The organism is Pseudarthrobacter sp. GQ63, assembly GCF_059758765.1.
Map to the genome: position 1 here is coordinate 371,227 of NZ_JCAXEF010000001.1, position 18,019 is coordinate 389,245.

Genomic DNA, 18,019 nt, shown 5'->3' on the forward strand with positions numbered 1-18,019 from the left:
AGGTGCCACGCACCCCATCCTCTAGACTTGACCGGTGTCTAGATTATTTGGAACTGATGGTGTCCGGGGCCTGGCGAACGGTCTGTTGACAGCGGAGCTGGCGATGCAGCTGGCCCAGGCGGCCGCCGTCGTGCTCGGCCACGACCGCAACGCCAACGGAACGCGGCCGCGCGCTGTGGTGGCCCGCGACCCGCGCGCCAGCGGCGAGTTTATCGCCGCCGCGGTGGAGGCCGGGCTCTCCAGCTCAGGCGTGGACGTCTACGACGCCGGCGTCCTCCCCACCCCGGCAGCAGCCTACCTAGTCGCTGACCTCGACGCGGATTTCGGCGTGATGATCTCCGCCTCCCACAACCCTGCGCCGGACAACGGCATCAAGTTCTTCGCCCGCGGGGGCCAGAAACTCCCGGACGACGTCGAGGACGCCATTGAAGCCCAGATGACCAAGGAAGCTGTGCGCCCCATCGGCGCCGACGTCGGCCGCATCCAGCGCTTCTCCGACGCCGAGGACCGCTACATCGTCCACCTCCTGGGCACCCTCCCGCACAACCTGGAGGGCATCAAAGTGGTTCTGGACTGCGCCCACGGTGCGGCCAGCGGCTGCTCGCCCCAGGTGTTCAAGGACGCGGGCGCGGAGGTGATCGTCATTGGCGCGGAACCGGACGGTCACAACATCAACGACGGCGTCGGCTCCACCCACCTTGGTCCGCTCAAGGACGCTGTGCTGAAGTACGGCGCCAACCTGGGAATCGCCCACGACGGCGACGCCGACCGCTGCCTCGCCGTGGACCACGAGGGCAACGTGGTGGACGGCGACCAGATCATGGCCATCCTCGCCGTTGCCCTGAAAGAGTCCGGAAAGCTCAAGGACGACGTCCTGGTAGCCACCGTCATGAGCAACCTCGGCCTCAAGATCGCCCTCCGCCAGGCCGGCATCAGCATCCGCGAGACGGCAGTAGGGGACCGCTACGTCCTGGAAGAGATGCGCGACGGCGGCTTCAACCTTGGCGGCGAACAGTCGGGACACGTGATCTTCGCCGACTACGCCACCACGGGCGACGGCGTCCTCACAGGACTGCAGCTCGCTGCCCAGATCGCCCTGTCCGGAAAGCCGCTCAAGGAGCTCGCCACGGTGATGACCAAACTTCCCCAGGTCCTCATCAACGTCAAGGGCGTGGACCGCACCAGGGTGGGCAGTAACGAGGTCCTTGCGCAGGCCGTGGCGGCAGCGGAAGCCGCGCTCGGCGATACCGGCCGGGTGCTGCTCCGCCCCTCCGGCACGGAACCCGTGGTGCGCGTAATGGTGGAGGCCGCGGACGAAGAAACCGCCCACTCCATCGCTGAGCACCTGGCCCAGGTGGTCCGCGCCGAACTTGCCCTGGAACTGGTTACGGACTGATACCGATAGTCGGCTGACGCAGTTCTTGGCGCCCGCTATGTCTTCGCCATAAAGCCCGAAAGAGGAGGCCGACTGTAAGGCATTGAACGACTGACCCCAGCATGAGAGGTAGTGCGTACTGGTTACTTAAGAAGTAGAGGACGTACACTAAGCCTCCCGTCGTGGCGAAGAACCACGGCGTCAGGAACAGGTCCTTATGCCGTAGAAGAAGAAGTGCCATTACCTCCGCTGCAAAGAAGTATCTGTCGTGCATTTGAGGCAGTAGAAGCGGACAAACGGCGAGAACTGTAATTGTCAAAAGGACGCGTCGTTCAGTGGTATCCGGCCCGCGCCAATAGGCAACCGCGGTCATCAGAAGAGCAGTTCCGCAGACTACCAGGGCAGGAAACCTCCCCTGTTCGGCAGTTGCCGTAGGGAACCAGGCGTAAACGTTTGCTGCTCCCGCAACCAGTCGGTATTCCTGGGTCTGATTGATGTAGACGCTGAACGTGCTCGCCAGGGACCGGCCAAAAAAGGCAGGTGGCAGGCTCAGCATAGCCCAGACTCCAAAGGCCATAAGGGGAAACCTCAGGCTATATCTGTTGCGCAGGGAGATGAGTAGCAAGGCTGGCAGAAAGAAAACAGACTGAAGCTTGAACGCAAAAGCAATGCCCCAGAGAAGCCACGCACTGCGTCCGTCGTTTCTGAGAAGGCTCCTCAGCGAGAGCACCAGGAATGCCGTGTAGATGGCGTCGCACTGTCCCCACATGCTTGCGTTGACCAGGACAGTGGGTAAGAAGAGTGCAATCAGTGCTGCCAGCTTGGGCGAAACTCCGATAGTTCGATAGTTCGCTGCAAGTGCGTAAACAGAGACTGCAAGCAAGGCGTCCCCTAGGAGGGAGGCAACCTTGATCGCGATCAGTGGCTCAACCGGCAAAAGGCCGGCAAGGAACATCAAGAGCAAATAAGGAAAGTTGTAGTTGGAGAACTCTCCGCTCAGAGCAGCTGCGCCGTGATCGCGAAACTCTTGCATCCACGGGATTAGGAAATACGTCGAGTCCTCGCTGACGTATGGCAAGAACGCCAACCGCGCTGTTGCTGCGATGACGAAACCGCTCAAAAGAACAGGTATAGGCAGATCCCATTTTCTTTGGCGTGTTCGGCCACCCTGAGCCGTCGTTGATTCCCCCATTGGGTCATCATTTTGCTTGGGTGGCATGAATGTCAATGTGTGGCATGTCCGACGCAACAAAAGAGGCCCGTTTTCGGAAGGAAACGGGCCTCATTCGGTAGAAAGCCGGTTAGGAAGATCGGGTCTTCAGCGCGTCCCGGATCTCGGTGAGCAGGGCGATCTGGGGATCCTCGGCGGACTCCTCCTTCACATCCTGGCCGATCCCGAGCCTGCGGTTGCGGCGCTCGATCATGTGGTTCATGGGCATGATGACCACGAAGTAGATCGCGGCGGCGATCAGCAGGAAAGAGATGACGGACGAGATGACCTGTCCGTACAGGAACCCCTCCCACTGCATCTCCTCGATGCCTTTCGCCTGGAAGAGGAGGCCGATCAGGGGTGTGAGCAGGCCTTCGACGATGGAGGTGACGACGGCGCCGAAAGCGGCACCCATCACGACGGCGACGGCAAGGTCTACGACGTTGCCCTTCATGATGAAATTCTTGAATCCTGTCAACATACCGACCAAGCTAGCGCACCCATGTGAGCCCCACATGACAGCAACGTAAAATCCGGGCCCGTGTCGGGAACTAAGCCAGCCTGCCGATCGTATAGCCCGGGCGTCGCACAGCCCTACGGATACCCCGGAGCTGCCTCCACGCCGAAGTATTCCTCCAGCGTAAAGATCCCCCGGTTCACCATGTCCGTGGCCGCCTCCACCCCGATGAACCGCAGATGCCACGGCTCGTAGTAGTAGCCCGTGATCGGGTGGAACATCCACGGGTACCGCACCACGAACCCGAACCGGTGCCCATTCGCCTTGGCCCAGACGGCCGAGGGCTGGTCCGCGAAGCACGGCTGGAACCCGCAGGCGCCGTTGCCGTCGGCAATGTCGAAAGCCCAGCCCGTCTGGTGCTCCGAATAGCCGGGCCTGGCGCTGGCCGTGTCCGCGTCGGCCTGGCCGCGGGCCGCAACATACCCGTTGTAGGTGGCCACCTGGGTGGTGTACGAGCGGTACCCGCTAGCCAAAACCATCGTCACGCCGTCCTGCGCGGCCGCCGCGAACATCGCCTCCGCAGCAGCTGCCGTCGTGCTGTTCAACAGCGACGCCTCACCGGAAGCCGTCATGGCGATCGAGGGACGCACCAGGTCAGCCGGGACGTAGTCCGCCGGCACCAGCGGCCGGTGCTTGTTCACGATCAGCCAGGGGCTGGCCGGATCAGTGAGGGAGAACTGCCGCGGCAGCGCAGCCGACGGCGTGGGGGACGGCGCGGCCTGTGCCGCAGCCTCCGTGGTGGGCGCCGCCGTCGTAATTTCCGGCGTGGGCGTGGCGGTCACCGCTGCCGGTGAGGAAGTGGAGGCAGGGGCCGACGACGGCGGCACGGCGTTGGGTGCCTCCGGCGTGCAGGCTGTTAGGACAGTGAGTCCGGCGCCCGCCGCGAGGAAGCGCGTGAAGCTGCGCCGGCTCGGCGTCTGCCCGGAAGCAGGGGAGCAGTCCTGGCACACCTGTGTTAAACCTTCCTCAGGAGCATGCGGCGGATCGAATGGTCCGCCTCCTTGGTCAGCACCAGCTGCGCACGCCCCCGGGTGGGAAGGACGTTCTCCTCGAGGTTGGGCTCGTTGATGCGCTTCCAGATGTCCCGCGCCGTGGTCTCCGCCTCTTCGTCGGACAGGGTGGCGTACCGGTGGAAGTAGGACTCCGGCTGCGCGAACGCGGTGCTCCGCAGCTTGCGGAACCGGTCCACATACCACTCCTCGATGTAGGAGGTCTTGGCATCCACGTAGATGGAGAAGTCGAAGAAGTCACTCAGCGCCAGGCCCTGCCGGCCGTCGTGCCGGGGACGCGCCGGAGCCAGCACGTTCAGCCCCTCAACGATCAAAACGTCAGGGCGGCGGACCACCACTTCCTTGCCCGGAACGATGTCATACGTCACGTGGGAGTACCAGGGGGCGCGCACTTCCTCGGCGCCGCTCTTGATCTCGCTCACGAAACGGAGCAGCGCCCGGCGGTCGTAGGACTCCGGAAAACCCTTGCGCTCCAGCAGCTGGCGCCGCTTGAGCTCAGCCAGGGGATAGAGGAAGCCGTCCGTGGTGATGAGTTCCACATTGGGGGTTCCGGGCCAGCGCCGCAGCATTTCACGGAGCACGCGGGCAATGGTGGACTTGCCCACGGCTACAGACCCCGCCACGCCGATCACAAACGGCGTGCGCTGGGTGTGTTCACCCAGGAACGTGGTGGTGGCGGCGTGCAGCTGCCCGGCGGCCTCCACATACAGGTGCAGGAGCCTGGAGAGCGGAAGGTAGACCTCGCGGATCTCCCTCATGTCCAGGGGGTCCCCGAGGCCACGAAGACGGATGATGTCCTCTTGGTTGAGAGGCTGCTCCATCTCGTCTGCGAGCCTGGACCAGGTCTGCCGGTCCAGCTCAACGAACGGGGAGACACCCTCTCCGTTCGCCTCGTTGCGTTGCAAAGTCACTCTAGAGATTCTGCCCCGCGCCCGGCACATAGCGAAATGGAGCACGGCCTGCGCGCGGCGGCAGCCGCAATATTCTCCTCCTGCGGGGGCTCTGCCGGTTTAGATCTGGGGTGCCCCTGCCGATAGTCTTGAGGCTATGTGTGGAATCGTGGGATATGTGGGCCGTTCAGTCGACGGCGGAATTGCCGGTCACAGCGCGCTGGATGTTGTTCTTGAGGGACTGCGCCGCCTGGAGTACCGGGGCTACGACTCCGCCGGGGTCGCCGTGGTGTCCAAGGGCGCGATCGAATCGCGGAAGAAGTCGGGAAAGCTGAGCAACCTGATTGCCGAGCTGGAGGCGCACCCGCTGCCGGAGACGGTGACGGGGATCGGCCACACCCGGTGGGCCACGCACGGCGGGCCGACGGACCGCAACGCGCACCCGCACCTGGCCGACGGCGGCAAGCTCGCCGTGATCCACAACGGCATCATCGAAAACTTCGCCGAACTCAAGCTCGAGCTGCTGGACAAGGGCGTGACCTTCCTGTCCGAGACGGACACCGAGGTGGCCGCGGCGCTGCTGGCCGACATCTACCGGAACAAGCTCGCCGGTGACACCGCTGACGGGCGCCTGACCCGCGCCATGGAACTGGCCTGCCAGCGCCTGGAGGGCGCCTTCACGCTCCTGGCCGTCCACGCCGACCAGCCCGACGTCGTGGTGGCCGCCCGCCGCAACTCACCCCTGGTGGTGGGCCTGGGCGAGGGCGAGAACTTCCTGGGCTCGGACGTGTCCGGGTTCATCGACTACACCCGCCGCGCCGTGGAGCTGGGCCAGGACCAGATCGTCACCATCACCGCGGACACCGTGGAGATCACCGACTTCTTCGGCAACCCGGCCGCCGGCAAGGAATACCACGTGGACTGGGACCCGGCCTCGGCCGAAAAGGGCGGCTTCAGCTCCTTCATGGAGAAGGAAATCCATGACCAGCCCGACGCCGTGGCGCAGACCCTGCTGGGCCGCTCCGACATCAACGGCAAACTGACCCTGGACGAGCTCCGGATCGACCCTGAGCTGCTGAAGCAGGTCAACAAGATCATCGTGCTGGCCTGCGGCACCGCCGCGTACGCGGGCATGGTGGCCAAGTATGCGATCGAGAACTGGTGCCGGATCCCCACGGAGGTGGAGCTGGCGCACGAGTTCCGCTACCGGGACCCGATCCTGGACGCGAACACCCTGGTGGTGTCCATCAGCCAGTCGGGCGAAACCATGGACACCCTGATGGCCGTCCGCTACGCCCGGGAACAGGGCGCCAAGACCATCTCCATCTGCAACACCAACGGCTCCACCATCCCCCGTGAATCCGACGCCGTGCTCTACACCCACGCGGGCCCGGAGATCGCGGTGGCCTCCACCAAGGCGTTCCTGGCGCAGATCACCGCCGCTTACCTGCTGGGCCTGTATTTGGCACAGCTGCGCGGAAACATCTTCTCCGGCCAGATCAAGGACGTCCTCGCGGACCTGAACAAGATCCCTGCCAAGATCCAGAAAATCCTGGACAACGCCGGACCCTTGCGCGAACTGGCCCGGTCCATGGCCAACGAGAAGTCGGTGCTGTTCCTGGGGCGCCACGTGGGCTTCCCGGTGGCGCTGGAGGGCGCGCTGAAGCTGAAGGAAATCGCGTACATCCACGCCGAGGGCTTCGCCGCCGGCGAGCTCAAGCACGGCCCGATCGCCCTGATCGACGACGGCCAGCCGGTGTTCGTGGTGGTCCCGTCCCCGCGCGGCCGGGATTCCCTGCACGCCAAGGTGGTCTCCAACATCCAGGAAGTCCGCGCCCGCGGCGCCCGCACCCTGGTCATCGCCGAGGAAGGGGACGAAGCAGTGAAGGCCTACGCCGAGTACGTCTTCTACGTTCCCGAAACCCCCACGCTGCTCATGCCCCTGCTGACCACGGTCCCGCTGCAGATCTTCGCCGCGGAACTGGCCCAGGCCAAGGGCTACGACGTGGACCAGCCCCGCAACCTCGCCAAGAGCGTCACCGTCGAGTAAACGGGCCGATCCGGTACTGATTCATGAAGGAAGCCCTGGGCCAGGTGCCCGGGGCTTCCTTCGTCTCTGCCGGCTGCCACGCGCGTGCTGCGCACAGCGGGCCGGGACCGTCCACGTAGAGTAGTGACATGATTGTTGGCATTGGCGTAGACGTTGTAGACATCGAGCGGTTCGGCCGCCAGCTTGAACGCACCCCCGGCCTCCGGGACCGGCTGTTCGTTCCGGCTGAGCGCGAGCTGAACACCCGGTCACTGGCTGCACGCTTTGCCGCCAAGGAAGCTGTTGCCAAGGTCCTCGGTGCGCCCGCCGGCATGAACTGGCAGGACTGCTGGATCGGCCTTGACCAGAACGGACCCACCGTCCAGGTCAAGGGCACCGTGCTGGCTGTGGCCGAGGCCAAGGGCGTCAAGCGCTGGCACCTCTCCATGAGCCACGACGGCGGGATCGCCACGGCCACCGTCCTGGCCGAAGGCTGAACCTGCTCCGGCACCCACGGGAACTGACGCCGTGATCAGCGCCTACACCGGAACCCAGGTCCGGCAGGCTGAGGAGCCGCTCCTCGCCTCCGGACTGGGGAACGTCCTCATGCAGCGCGCGGCCCACGGCCTGGCCAACGCCGTCATCAGGGAACGCCGTTCCCGTGGCCTGGGCATCTACGGCGCCAGCGTTTCCGTCCTCACCGGCAAGGGCAATAACGGCGGCGACGGCCTGTACGCCGCTTCCTTCCTCGCGGCACGCGGCATGCGTACGACGGCGGTGCTCACCGGAGACACAGCCCACCCGCAGGCACTGGCTGCTTTTGAGCGCGCCGGCGGCCGGGTGCACCGTCTCGACGGGACGGCACCCGCCGCACTTGCCGCAGAAGCGGCGCGCGCCGACGTCGTCATCGATGCTGTGCTGGGCACAGGCGCCAAAGGCGGGCTGCGGGGGAGTGCTGCCGCGCTGGTTTCCGCCGTCGCCGAGTTGCTGGCAAACGGCAACGGACAGACCTTCGTGGTTGCCTGCGACCTTCCCAGCGGTGTTGACGCCGATACCGGCGAAGTTTTCGAGCCGGTGCTGCCGGCGGACCTGACCGTCACCTTTGGCGGTGCCAAGAACGGCCTGCTCGCGGACCCCGGTGCCGACTACGCCGGCCGGGTGCTGGTGGTGCCCATCGGTATTGAGGAGCACCTGCCGCAGCCTTCGCTTAGCCGGCTCGACGAGGCGGACCTGGCCCGGCTGCTGCCCCATCCGGCCCGGCGCGCGCACAAGTACTCCCGCGGCGTCCTGGGGGTGGTTGCAGGCTCCGTGGACTATCCCGGCGCCGCCGTCCTGGCCTGCCGGGGCGCCCTGGCAGCGGGCGTGGGGATGGTCCGGTACCTTGGCCCGCCCGAAGTCGCGGACCTTGTGAGGCAGGCGTGCCCTGAGGTGGTCTGCAGTACCGGCTCTGTAGCGGACAACCGCGTGCAGGCATGGCTGGTGGGCTCCGGCATGGGTCCCGAACACCACGAGCAGCTCCGGCGGGCCCGCGACGCCGTCGGATCGGGCCTGCCGGTCGTTGCGGACGCGGGTGCCCTTCCCGCTCTTCCCGAAACCCTCGGCCCGCACGTGGTCCTCACCCCCCACGCCGGCGAGCTGGCCTCGCTGCTGCAACGCCTGGGCCGCTCAGAGGACCGGGACACGGTGGAAGCCGGAACCCTGGCCGCGGTACGCCGCGCCTCGGAACTGACCGGCGCCACGGTGCTCCTCAAGGGTGCCACCACCCTGGTCGCCGCACCCTTCGGTGACGTGTTCAGCCAGGCGGACGGCACCCCCTGGCTGGCGACTGCCGGCAGCGGGGACGTCTTGGCCGGCGTCATCGGTGCGCTGCTCGCCCAGGCGGGGAACGACGTCGGACGTTTCAGCAAAGAGGGCGTGGAACCGGACGTGCGCTGGGCCGCCATTGCCGCGCTGGGAGCCGCCCTGCACGGCAAAGCCGGAAGGTCGGCGTCGGACTCCAACGCCGGGGGACCGGTCACCGCGGGGGGTATCGCGGGCTCCCTACCCCAGACTTGGGGTAAAGTAAGCACGCTTAGTAACTCAGGGATGCGGAAACGTAATAGTCACACCCAACCGTTACGGTAGGCATTAGTTCGTACCGGCAGCAGGGCGCTCCTGCTCTTCTGCTGCCGAATCACAAAGAGGAGCATTATGGAAGTCTGGCCCGGATCGGCTTATCCCCTTGGCGCCACCTATAACGGAACCGGCACCAACTTTGCCCTGTTCAGCGAACTCGCGGAGCGGGTTGAACTCTGCCTCCTGGACGATGACCTGAACGAGACGCGGATCGAACTGACCGAAGTCGATGGCTACGTCTGGCACTGCTACCTTCCACACATCCAGCCCGGACAGAAGTACGGATACCGGGTCCACGGACCGTATGATCCGGAGAACGGGAACCGGTTCAACGCGAACAAGTTGCTGATGGACCCGTATGCGAAGGCTGTCCAGGGCCAGATCGACTGGGACCCCGCGCTCTTCTCCTACGAATTCGGGGACCCTGATTCCCGCAACGACGCCGACTCGGCGCCGCACACGATGCACGGTGTAGTCATCAACCCGTTCTTCGAGTGGGACGGCGACCGCCAGCTGCGGATCCCGTACCACGAGTCGGTCATCTACGAGGCGCATGTCAAGGGCCTCACCCAGCTGCACCCTGAAATCCCTGAGGACCAGCGCGGCACGTACGCCGGTGTGGCCCACCCGGCAGTGATCGATCACCTGAAGAAGCTCGGCGTCACCGCCATCGAGCTCATGCCCGTCCACCAGTTCGTCAACGACGGCACCCTGATGGAAAAAGGGCTCAACAACTACTGGGGCTACAACACCATCGGTTTCTTCGCCCCACAGAACACCTACAGCTCCACCGGGGAAACCGGCCAGCAGGTCCAGGAATTCAAAGCCATGGTGCGCGACCTGCACCGGGCCGGCATCGAGGTGATCCTCGACGTCGTCTACAACCACACTGCGGAAGGCAATCACCTCGGCCCCACGTTGTCCTTCAAGGGCATCGACAACCAGGCCTATTACCGCCTGGTGGACGGCGACCTCAAGCACTACATGGATTACACCGGCACCGGCAACTCCCTCAACGTGCGGCATCCGCACTCGCTGCAGTTGCTCATGGACTCCCTCCGGTACTGGGTCACGGAAATGCACGTGGACGGCTTCCGCTTCGACCTCGCCTCCACCCTGGCCCGTGAGTTCTATGACGTGGACAAGCTGTCCACCTTCTTCGAACTTATCCAGCAGGATCCGGTGGTTTCCCAGGTAAAGCTCATCGCTGAGCCGTGGGACGTGGGCCCCGGCGGATACCAGGTGGGTAACTTCCCGCCGCAGTGGACGGAGTGGAACGGCAAGTACCGCGACACCGTCCGCGACTTCTGGCGCGGTGAGCCGTCGACCCTGGGCGAATTCGCCTCCCGGCTGACCGGATCCGCTGATCTGTACGAAAGCTCGGCGCGGCGTCCGGTGGCCTCGATCAACTTCGTCACAGCCCACGACGGCTTCACCATGCGGGACCTGGTGTCCTACAACGAGAAGCACAACAATGCCAACGGCGAGGGCAACAACGACGGCGAATCGCACAACCGGTCCTGGAATTGCGGCGTAGAAGGTGACACGGACGACGACAAGGTGCTGACCCTCCGGGCGCGCCAGCAGCGGAACTTCATTGCCACACTGCTGCTCTCCCAGGGCGTGCCGATGCTGCTGCACGGCGACGAACTGGGCCGCACGCAGCAGGGCAACAACAACACGTACTGCCAGGACTCCGAGCTGAGCTGGATCCATTGGGAAGCCATGGACCAGCCGCTGGTGGAGTTCACCGCCTTCGTAAACAAGCTGCGGCACGACCATCCCACATTCCGCCGCAGCCGGTTCTTTGATGGCCGCCCGGTACGCCGCGGTGAAGGCGAAAAGTTGCCGGACATCGTGTGGCTGAAGACCGACGGTACCGAAATGCTGCCGGAAGACTGGGGGAGTGGCTTCGGCCGGACCATCGGCGTCTTCTATAACGGCCATGGGATCCAGGAACAGGATTCACGGGGCCGGCGGATCACCGATGACAGCTTCCTGATGGCATTCAACGCCCACGACGCCGCCGTGGACTTTTGCCTTCCCTCCGAGGAGTACTCCCCGAACTGGGAGGTCCTGTTTGACACGGCCGCTCAGGCGGAGGCCTACGAGCCGCTCAAGGCGGGAGCAACGCTGACGCTCGACGCGAAGTCCATGGTGGTCCTGCGCGCCTACTCCGGACCTGAGATGGAGGTTGATTATTCCGCAGCCGCTTCCCTGGCTTCCATGGTGGAGCAGGAGGAAGCCCAAGGGGAGATGGTGGATGCCCAGACAAAGGCAGCGGAAGCGAGCGAGGCAAGGGCTACCGAGGCATGAGGGTCCCGGCTTCGACCTACCGCCTGCAGATCCGCAGCAGCTTCACCCTGTTTGATGCCGCCGAGAAGGTCCCGTATTTGAAGGATCTCGGTGTTGACTGGGTCTACCTCTCGCCCATCCTCACCGCGGAGCAGGGCTCGGACCACGGCTATGACGTGACCGACCCCTCCGCGGTGGACCCGGAGCGGGGCGGCCCCGAGGGCCTGCTGGCCCTGTCCAAGGCTGCCCGCGAGCACGGCATGGGTGTCCTGGTGGACATCGTGCCCAACCACGTGGGCGTTGCCACGCCCGTGCAGAACCCCTGGTGGTGGTCCCTGCTGAAGGAAGGGCAGGGCTCGCCCTACGCCGACGCCTTCGACGTCGACTGGGACCTGGCAGGTGGGAAGATCCGGCTGCCCATGCTTGGCTCGGACGAGGACCTGGACAAGCTGGAGATCAAGGACGGCGAGCTCCGCTACTACGACCACCGGTTCCCGCTCGCTTCCGGAAGCTACTCTGAGGGCGACTCCCCCCAGGAGGTCCACAGCCGCCAGCATTATGAGCTGATGGACTGGCGCCGGGCGGACGCGGAACTGAACTACCGGCGCTTCTTCGCAGTGACCACGCTTGCCGGGATCCGGGTGGAAACCCCCAGGGTCTTCGAGGAGGCACACGCCGAGGTGGGCCGCTGGTTCAAGGAAGGCCTGGTGGACGGCCTGCGGGTTGACCACCCGGACGGCCTGGCCGACCCCGCCGGCTACCTGCGCTGGCTGAAGGACCTCAGCGGCGGAGCCTACCTCCTGGTGGAAAAGATCCTCGAGCCGGGCGAAACCCTGCCCCAGGACTTCGCTACCGAGGGCACCACCGGATACGACGCCCTCGCGGACGTGGACCGGGTGTTCGTGGACCCCGCAGGCCAGCAGGAGCTGGACGAGCTGGACGCGAAGCTTCGCGGCTCCGACACCCCTGCGGACTACGCAGAGATGATCCGGGGCACCAAGAGGATGATCGCGGACGGCATCCTGCGGTCCGAAGTCCTGCGCCTGGCCCGCCTGGTGCCGGAGTCCTATGGGCTTTCGGTGGAGCAGGCAGCGGATGCCATTGCCGAGGTCATCGCTGCGTTCCCGGTCTACCGGACGTACCTGCCCACCGGCGCCGAGATCCTCAAGGAGGCGTGCGAATCAGCAGCGGCGCACCGGCCCGATCTCGAGGTAGCCGTGGGCACACTGCTGCCGCTGCTCTTTGATCCCGCCAACCCCATCGCGGTCCGCTTCCAGCAGACCTCCGGCATGGTGATGGCCAAGGGCGTCGAGGATACGGCGTTCTACCGCTACACCCGCCTGGGCACCCTGACGGAGGTGGGGGCCGAACCCACAGAGTTCTCTGTTTCCACAGCCGAGTTCCACCAGCGGATGGCCCGGCGCCAGCAGGAACTGCCCCTGTCCATGACCGCCATGTCCACGCATGACACCAAGCGCAGCGAGGACGCACGGGCCCGGATCTCGGTCATCGCCGAGCTGCCGGAGGAGTGGGCGGACACCCTGGCCACGCTCCGCGGACTCGCCCCGATTCCGGACGGCCCCTACGAGAACCTGCTGTGGCAGGCTGTGGTGGGGGCGTGGCCCGCGAGCAGGGAACGGTTGCAGGGATACGCCGAGAAGGCTGCCCGGGAAGCCGGCAACTCCACCACCTGGACAAGCCCTGACGAGGACTTCGAATCCTCCGTCAAGGCCGCGGTGGACGCAGCGTTCGACGACGGCCGGGTCACCAAAGCGGTGGAGGACTTCGTGGCACGGATCGATTCGTACGCCGCGTCCAACTCCGTGTCCGCGAAACTGGTCCAGCTGACCATGCCCGGCGTCCCGGACGTTTATCAGGGCAGCGAGTTCTGGGAACGGTCCCTGACCGACCCCGACAATCGGCGGCCGGTGGACTTTGAGGTCCGCCGGCAGGAGCTTGCAAAGCTCGACGCCGGCACCCTTCCCGCCGCGGGCACGGAAACCAGCAAGCTCCTGGTCACCTCCCGCGCACTCCGGCTCCGCCGCGACCGGCCCGAACTGTTCCAGGGCTACAGTCCCGTGACAGCCAAGGGTCCTGCGGCGGATCATGTCCTCGCGTTCCACCGCGGCGGTGACGGCGCCCTGGGTGCCCTGACCCTTGCCACCCGGCTTCCCGCCGGACTGGCGGCCGACGGCGGATGGCGGGACACCGCCGTCGAACTTTCCGTTGCGGTGCGCGACGAACTCACCGGCAACAGCTACGGACCCGGGTCCGTTCCGGTGGCCGACGTCCTGGGCACCTACCCCGTGGCTTTGCTCGTACCTGTGGATGGAGAAAAGGCATGACCCTCGTGAATGGCGGGCCCGCGCGTTTCGACGTCTGGGCTCCTGATGCCACGTCCGTTGTCCTGCTGGCCGGCGGGCAGCAGTACCCCATGGTGGAGAAGGAGACGGCGCCGGGCTCTGAAGGCTGGTGGACAGCCCCGGACGCTCCGGCTGACGGCGAGGTGGACTACGGCTACCTGCTGGACGGGGACAGCCATCCTGTTCCCGATCCGCGGTCGCGCCGCCTGCCCGCCGGCGTCCATGAGCTCTCCAGGACGTTCGACCCCGCAGCCCATGCCTGGCAGGACTCCGGCTGGAACGGCAAGGAGCTGAAGGGTTCGGTGATCTACGAACTCCACATCGGCACCTTCACCCCCGAGGGGACCCTGGACGCTGCAGCCGAAAAGCTCGGCTATCTTGCGGACCTGGGCATCGACTTCGTCGAGCTGCTCCCGGTCAACGGCTTCAACGGGACCCACAACTGGGGCTACGACGGCGTCCAGTGGTACGCGGTCCATGAAGGCTACGGCGGGCCTGCGGCCTACCAGCGCTTTGTGGACGCTGCCCACGCCGCCGGCCTGGGCGTCATCCAGGACGTGGTGTACAACCACCTCGGCCCGAGCGGGAACTACCTGTCCAAGTTCGGCCCGTACCTGAAACAGGGGGATGCCAACACCTGGGGCGACTCGGTGAACCTGGACGGTCCCGGCTCCGATGTGGTGCGGGAATACATCCTGGACAACCTTGCCCTCTGGCTCCGGGATTACCACGTGGACGGCCTCCGCCTGGACGCCGTGCACGCGCTGAAGGACGAACGCGCCGTGCACATCCTCGAGGAGTTCGGTGCCCTGGGCGACGCCGTCTCGGCGGAGACCGGGCTGCCGAAGACCCTGATCGCGGAATCGGACCTGAACAACCCCCGCCTGCTGTACCCACGGGACGTCAACGGGTACGGGCTGGCCGGGCAGTGGAGCGACGACTTCCACCACGCGGTTCACGTCAGCGTCAGCGGTGAGACCACCGGGTACTACGAGGACTTCCAGTCCCTGGCGGTGCTGGCAAAGGTCCTGAAGGACGGGTTCCTGCACGACGGCAGCTACTCCAGCTTCCGCGGACGGCACCACGGCCGGCCCATCAATGCCTCGCTGGTGCACCCTGCGGCGCTGGTGGTTTGCAACCAGAACCATGACCAGATCGGCAACCGCGCCACGGGGGACAGGCTTTCGCAGTCGCTGTCCCACGGACAGTTGGCGATGGCCGCAGTGCTCACGCTGACGTCCCCGTTCACGCCCATGCTGTTTATGGGCGAGGAGTTCGCGGCGAGTACCCCCTGGCAGTTCTTCACCTCCCACCCGGAGCCGGAGCTGGGCAAGGCCACCGCGGAAGGCCGGATCAAGGAGTTCGAGCGCATGGGGTGGGATCCCGCCGTCGTGCCCGACCCCCAGGATCCCGAAACCTTCCGCCGGTCCAAGCTGAACTGGGATGAAGCCTCCGCCGGGGACCACGCCCGGCTGCTGGAGCTCTACCGTGCCCTCACAGCGCTGCGGCGTAAGCACCCGGAGCTTGCCGGTCTCGGCTTCACCGAGACGGAGGTGACGTTCGACGACGACGCCGGCTGGCTGCGGTTCCGCCGCGGAAGCGTTGAGGTACTGCTGAACCTCTCAGACGCCAAGGTGCGGCTGGAGGACGTTTCCGGGGCTGTGCTGCTGGCAACGGACGAGGGGACCGGCCTTGACGGCGAGGCCCTCGCCCTGGCGCCCTGGAGTGCGGCAATCGTCAAGTCCTGACGCCCCATTTGGGCAGTGTTGCGCCGCGGGCTGATGTCAGCCCGCGGCGTAACTTTCCCGCCCTGGCCTGTTGCGCGGGTCACAGCTGGCAGGATGGAACACATGACTTATTCCGCGGCGGAAGACCGCTACGAATCCATGCCCTACCGCCGCGTCGGCCGCAGCGGACTTAAGCTCCCCGCCATCTCGCTTGGCCTGTGGCACAACTTCGGCGATGACAAGCGCTTCGACGAACAGCGCGCCATCCTGCGCCGCGCGTTCGACCTCGGCGTCAACCACTTCGATCTCGCCAACAACTACGGCCCGCCCGACGGGTCCGCCGAAACGAACTTCGGCCGGCACCTCCAGGACGACTTCAAGCCCTACCGGGACGAACTCGTCATCTCCACCAAGGCCGGCTACTACATGTGGCCCGGCCCGTACGGCGAATGGGGCTCCCGCAAGTACCTCATCTCCAGCCTGGACCAGTCGCTGCAGCGCATGGGCCTGGACTACGTGGACATCTTCTACAGCCACAGGCCGGATCCGGAAACGCCGATGGAAGAGACCATGGGCGCCCTGGACTACGCCGTCCGCTCAGGCAAGGCACTGTACGCGGGCATCTCCTCCTACACCCCGGAGCAGACCATTGAGGCCGCGCGCATCCTGAAGGACCTCGGGACGCCGCTGCTCATCCACCAGCCCAGCTACTCGATGCTCAACCGGTGGACGGAGAACGGTTCGCCCAACCTCTACGAAGCGCTGGACCAGGTGGGGGCAGGCTCCATCGCCTTCTCCCCGCTCGCACAGGGCATGCTCACCGACCGGTACCTCAACGGCATCCCCGCAGATTCCCGGGCAGCCAAGGCCCGCTTCCTCTCCGAGGATGCGATCACCGAGGAGAAGCTGGACCGGATCCGCGGCCTGCACGCCATCGCCGCCGGGCGCGGACAGTCCCTCGCCCAGATGGCCATTGCATGGATCCTGCGGGACCAGCCCAAAGGTTCGCCCGTCACGTCGGCCCTGGTGGGTGCGTCCAGCGTCACCCAGCTGGAGGACACCCTGTCCGCCATCAACAACCTCGCATTCACCGCCGATGAGCTGAACGCCATAGACGAGTTCGCGGTGGAATCTGACATCAACCTTTGGAAGCAGCCGGCCTGATTCCGTTACGGTGATTCCGCAGAGTGGGACAAGGGAACAACCCCGCGTCCCACTCTGTTGGTTACTATGAAAAGGCGCCGTTTTGGCGCAGAGCCTGCCGCGCCGCCGTCGTCCTCTCTTGGACGCGACGCCGGCGGGCTGACGTTTGTCCTCAAAGGAGTTCCGTGTCTTCACATCCGATTCGTGTTGCAATCGTCGGCGTAGGCAACTGCGCCGCTTCGCTGGTCCAGGGCGTCCACTACTACAAGGATGCCGACCCCAAGGCCACGATCCCGGGCCTGATGCACGTTGAGTTCGGCCAGTACCACGTGGGTGACGTTGAGTTCGTCGCCGCGTTTGACGTGGATGGCAAGAAGGTCGGCGTTGACCTTTCCGATGCCATCCTGGCGAGCGAAAACAACACCATCAAGATCGCCGACGTGCCGCCCACCGGCGTCACCGTCCAGCGCGGCCACACCCTCGACGGCCTCGGCAAGTACTACCTCGAGACCATCGAGCAGTCCACCGAAGAGCCCGTCGACGTTGTGCAGGCGCTCAAGGACGCCAAGGTTGACGTGATGGTCTGCTACTTGCCCGTCGGATCGCAGGAAGCAGCCGAGTTCTACGCCCAGGCAGCGATTGACGCCGGCGTTGCCTTCGTGAACGCCCTGCCTGTGTTCATCGCCGGCACCAAGGAATGGGCTGACAAGTTCACCGCCGCCGGGGTCCCGATCGTGGGCGACGACATCAAGAGCCAGATCGGCGCCACCATCACGCACCGCGTCATGGCCAAGCTCTTCGAGGACCGCGGCGTCACCCTGGACCGCACGTACCAGCTGAACGTCGGCGGCAACATGGACTTCAAGAACATGCTGGAGCGCGACCGCCTGGAGTCCAAGAAGATTTCCAAGACCCAGGCCGTCACCTCCAACGTGGAGGCCGAACTGGCCGCGAAGGACGTCCACATTGGCCCGTCCGACTACGTCCAGTGGCTTGACGACCGCAAGTGGGCCTTCGTCCGCCTCGAGGGCCGCAACTTCGGCGACGCTCCCGTCTCGCTTGAGTACAAGCTGGAGGTCTGGGATTCCCCCAATTCCGCCGGCGTGATCATCGACGCGATCCGTGCCGCCAAGATCGGCCTGGACCGCGGCATCGGCGGCCCGCTGCTTTCCGCATCGAGCTACTTCATGAAGTCCCCGCCGGAGCAGTTCAACGACGACCTCGCCCGCGAAAAGGTGGAAGCCTTTATCCGCGGCGACCTGGAGCGCTAAGCCTTCAGTCCGGCTGCCCACCCCTGGGACGCTCTCTCACTTAACTGCGGTTTCTGGACGATCCTCTCTCACAT

At 65.5% G+C, this 18,019-nt stretch carries 13 protein-coding genes; 9 read left to right on the forward strand and 4 right to left on the reverse strand.

What is annotated here, in order from left to right; translation table 11 throughout:
* Positions 1 to 34 precede the first annotated feature (34 nt).
* Positions 35 to 1,396: a phosphoglucosamine mutase gene (gene glmM, locus AC6CHP_RS01890; RefSeq protein WP_498228010.1), complete on the forward strand. Its 1,362-nt coding sequence runs from the start codon at positions 35 to 37 to the stop codon at positions 1,394 to 1,396.
* On the opposite strand, the gene AC6CHP_RS01895 is transcribed toward glmM, so the two are convergent.
* The 4 genes from AC6CHP_RS01895 to coaA form a co-directional block, all read right to left on the reverse strand.
* Positions 1,386 to 2,495: a hypothetical protein gene (locus tag AC6CHP_RS01895; protein WP_498228012.1), complete on the reverse strand. Its 1,110-nt coding sequence runs from the start codon at positions 2,493 to 2,495 to the stop codon at positions 1,386 to 1,388. The two genes, glmM and AC6CHP_RS01895, sit on opposite strands and share 11 nt — an antisense overlap.
* A gap of 181 nt (positions 2,496 to 2,676) precedes the next feature.
* Positions 2,677 to 3,066 (reverse strand): large conductance mechanosensitive channel protein MscL, encoded by a 390-nt coding sequence (gene mscL / locus AC6CHP_RS01900; RefSeq protein ID WP_498228014.1) that lies wholly within the window; start codon positions 3,064 to 3,066, stop codon positions 2,677 to 2,679.
* A gap of 113 nt (positions 3,067 to 3,179) precedes the next feature.
* On the reverse strand, positions 3,180 to 4,052 hold the full coding sequence (locus tag AC6CHP_RS01905; protein ID WP_498228016.1) for a M15 family metallopeptidase: 873 nt from the start codon (positions 4,050 to 4,052) through the stop codon (positions 3,180 to 3,182).
* Between the two features lie 5 nt (positions 4,053 to 4,057).
* Positions 4,058 to 5,053, reverse strand: coding sequence for a type I pantothenate kinase (gene coaA / locus AC6CHP_RS01910; RefSeq protein ID WP_188728180.1), 996 nt, complete (start codon positions 5,051 to 5,053; stop codon positions 4,058 to 4,060).
* Positions 5,054 to 5,159: 106 nt separating this feature from the next.
* On the opposite strand from coaA, the gene glmS reads away from it, so the two are divergent.
* The 8 genes from glmS to AC6CHP_RS01950 all read left to right on the forward strand — a co-directional run bounded on the left by glmS (position 5,160) and on the right by AC6CHP_RS01950 (position 17,945).
* On the forward strand, positions 5,160 to 7,052 hold the full coding sequence (gene glmS / locus AC6CHP_RS01915; RefSeq protein WP_498228018.1) for a glutamine--fructose-6-phosphate transaminase (isomerizing): 1,893 nt from the start codon (positions 5,160 to 5,162) through the stop codon (positions 7,050 to 7,052).
* A gap of 128 nt (positions 7,053 to 7,180) precedes the next feature.
* Entirely contained in the window at positions 7,181 to 7,528 is a 348-nt protein-coding gene (locus AC6CHP_RS01920; RefSeq protein WP_066277757.1) for a holo-ACP synthase, read from the forward strand.
* A gap of 31 nt (positions 7,529 to 7,559) precedes the next feature.
* Entirely contained in the window at positions 7,560 to 9,155 is a 1,596-nt protein-coding gene (locus AC6CHP_RS01925) for an NAD(P)H-hydrate dehydratase (RefSeq protein WP_498228020.1), read from the forward strand.
* A 66-nt stretch (positions 9,156 to 9,221) separates the two neighbouring features.
* Positions 9,222 to 11,462, forward strand: coding sequence for a glycogen debranching protein GlgX (gene glgX / locus AC6CHP_RS01930; RefSeq protein ID WP_188727499.1), 2,241 nt, complete (start codon positions 9,222 to 9,224; stop codon positions 11,460 to 11,462).
* The gene (gene treY / locus AC6CHP_RS01935) at positions 11,459 to 13,786 is read left to right on the forward strand and encodes a malto-oligosyltrehalose synthase (protein ID WP_498228022.1); all 2,328 of its coding nucleotides are present in this window, start codon (positions 11,459 to 11,461) and stop codon (positions 13,784 to 13,786) included. The genes glgX and treY overlap by 4 nt, the downstream gene beginning before the upstream one ends.
* Entirely contained in the window at positions 13,783 to 15,552 is a 1,770-nt protein-coding gene (gene treZ, locus AC6CHP_RS01940) for a malto-oligosyltrehalose trehalohydrolase (RefSeq protein ID WP_498228024.1), read from the forward strand. The genes treY and treZ overlap by 4 nt, the downstream gene beginning before the upstream one ends.
* 102 nt (positions 15,553 to 15,654) lie before the next feature.
* Positions 15,655 to 16,695, forward strand: coding sequence for an L-glyceraldehyde 3-phosphate reductase (gene mgrA, locus AC6CHP_RS01945; protein ID WP_188727504.1), 1,041 nt, complete (start codon positions 15,655 to 15,657; stop codon positions 16,693 to 16,695).
* Between the two features lie 164 nt (positions 16,696 to 16,859).
* The gene (locus AC6CHP_RS01950; protein WP_174176614.1) at positions 16,860 to 17,945 is read left to right on the forward strand and encodes an inositol-3-phosphate synthase; all 1,086 of its coding nucleotides are present in this window, start codon (positions 16,860 to 16,862) and stop codon (positions 17,943 to 17,945) included.
* The last annotated feature ends 74 nt before the right edge of the window (positions 17,946 to 18,019 follow it).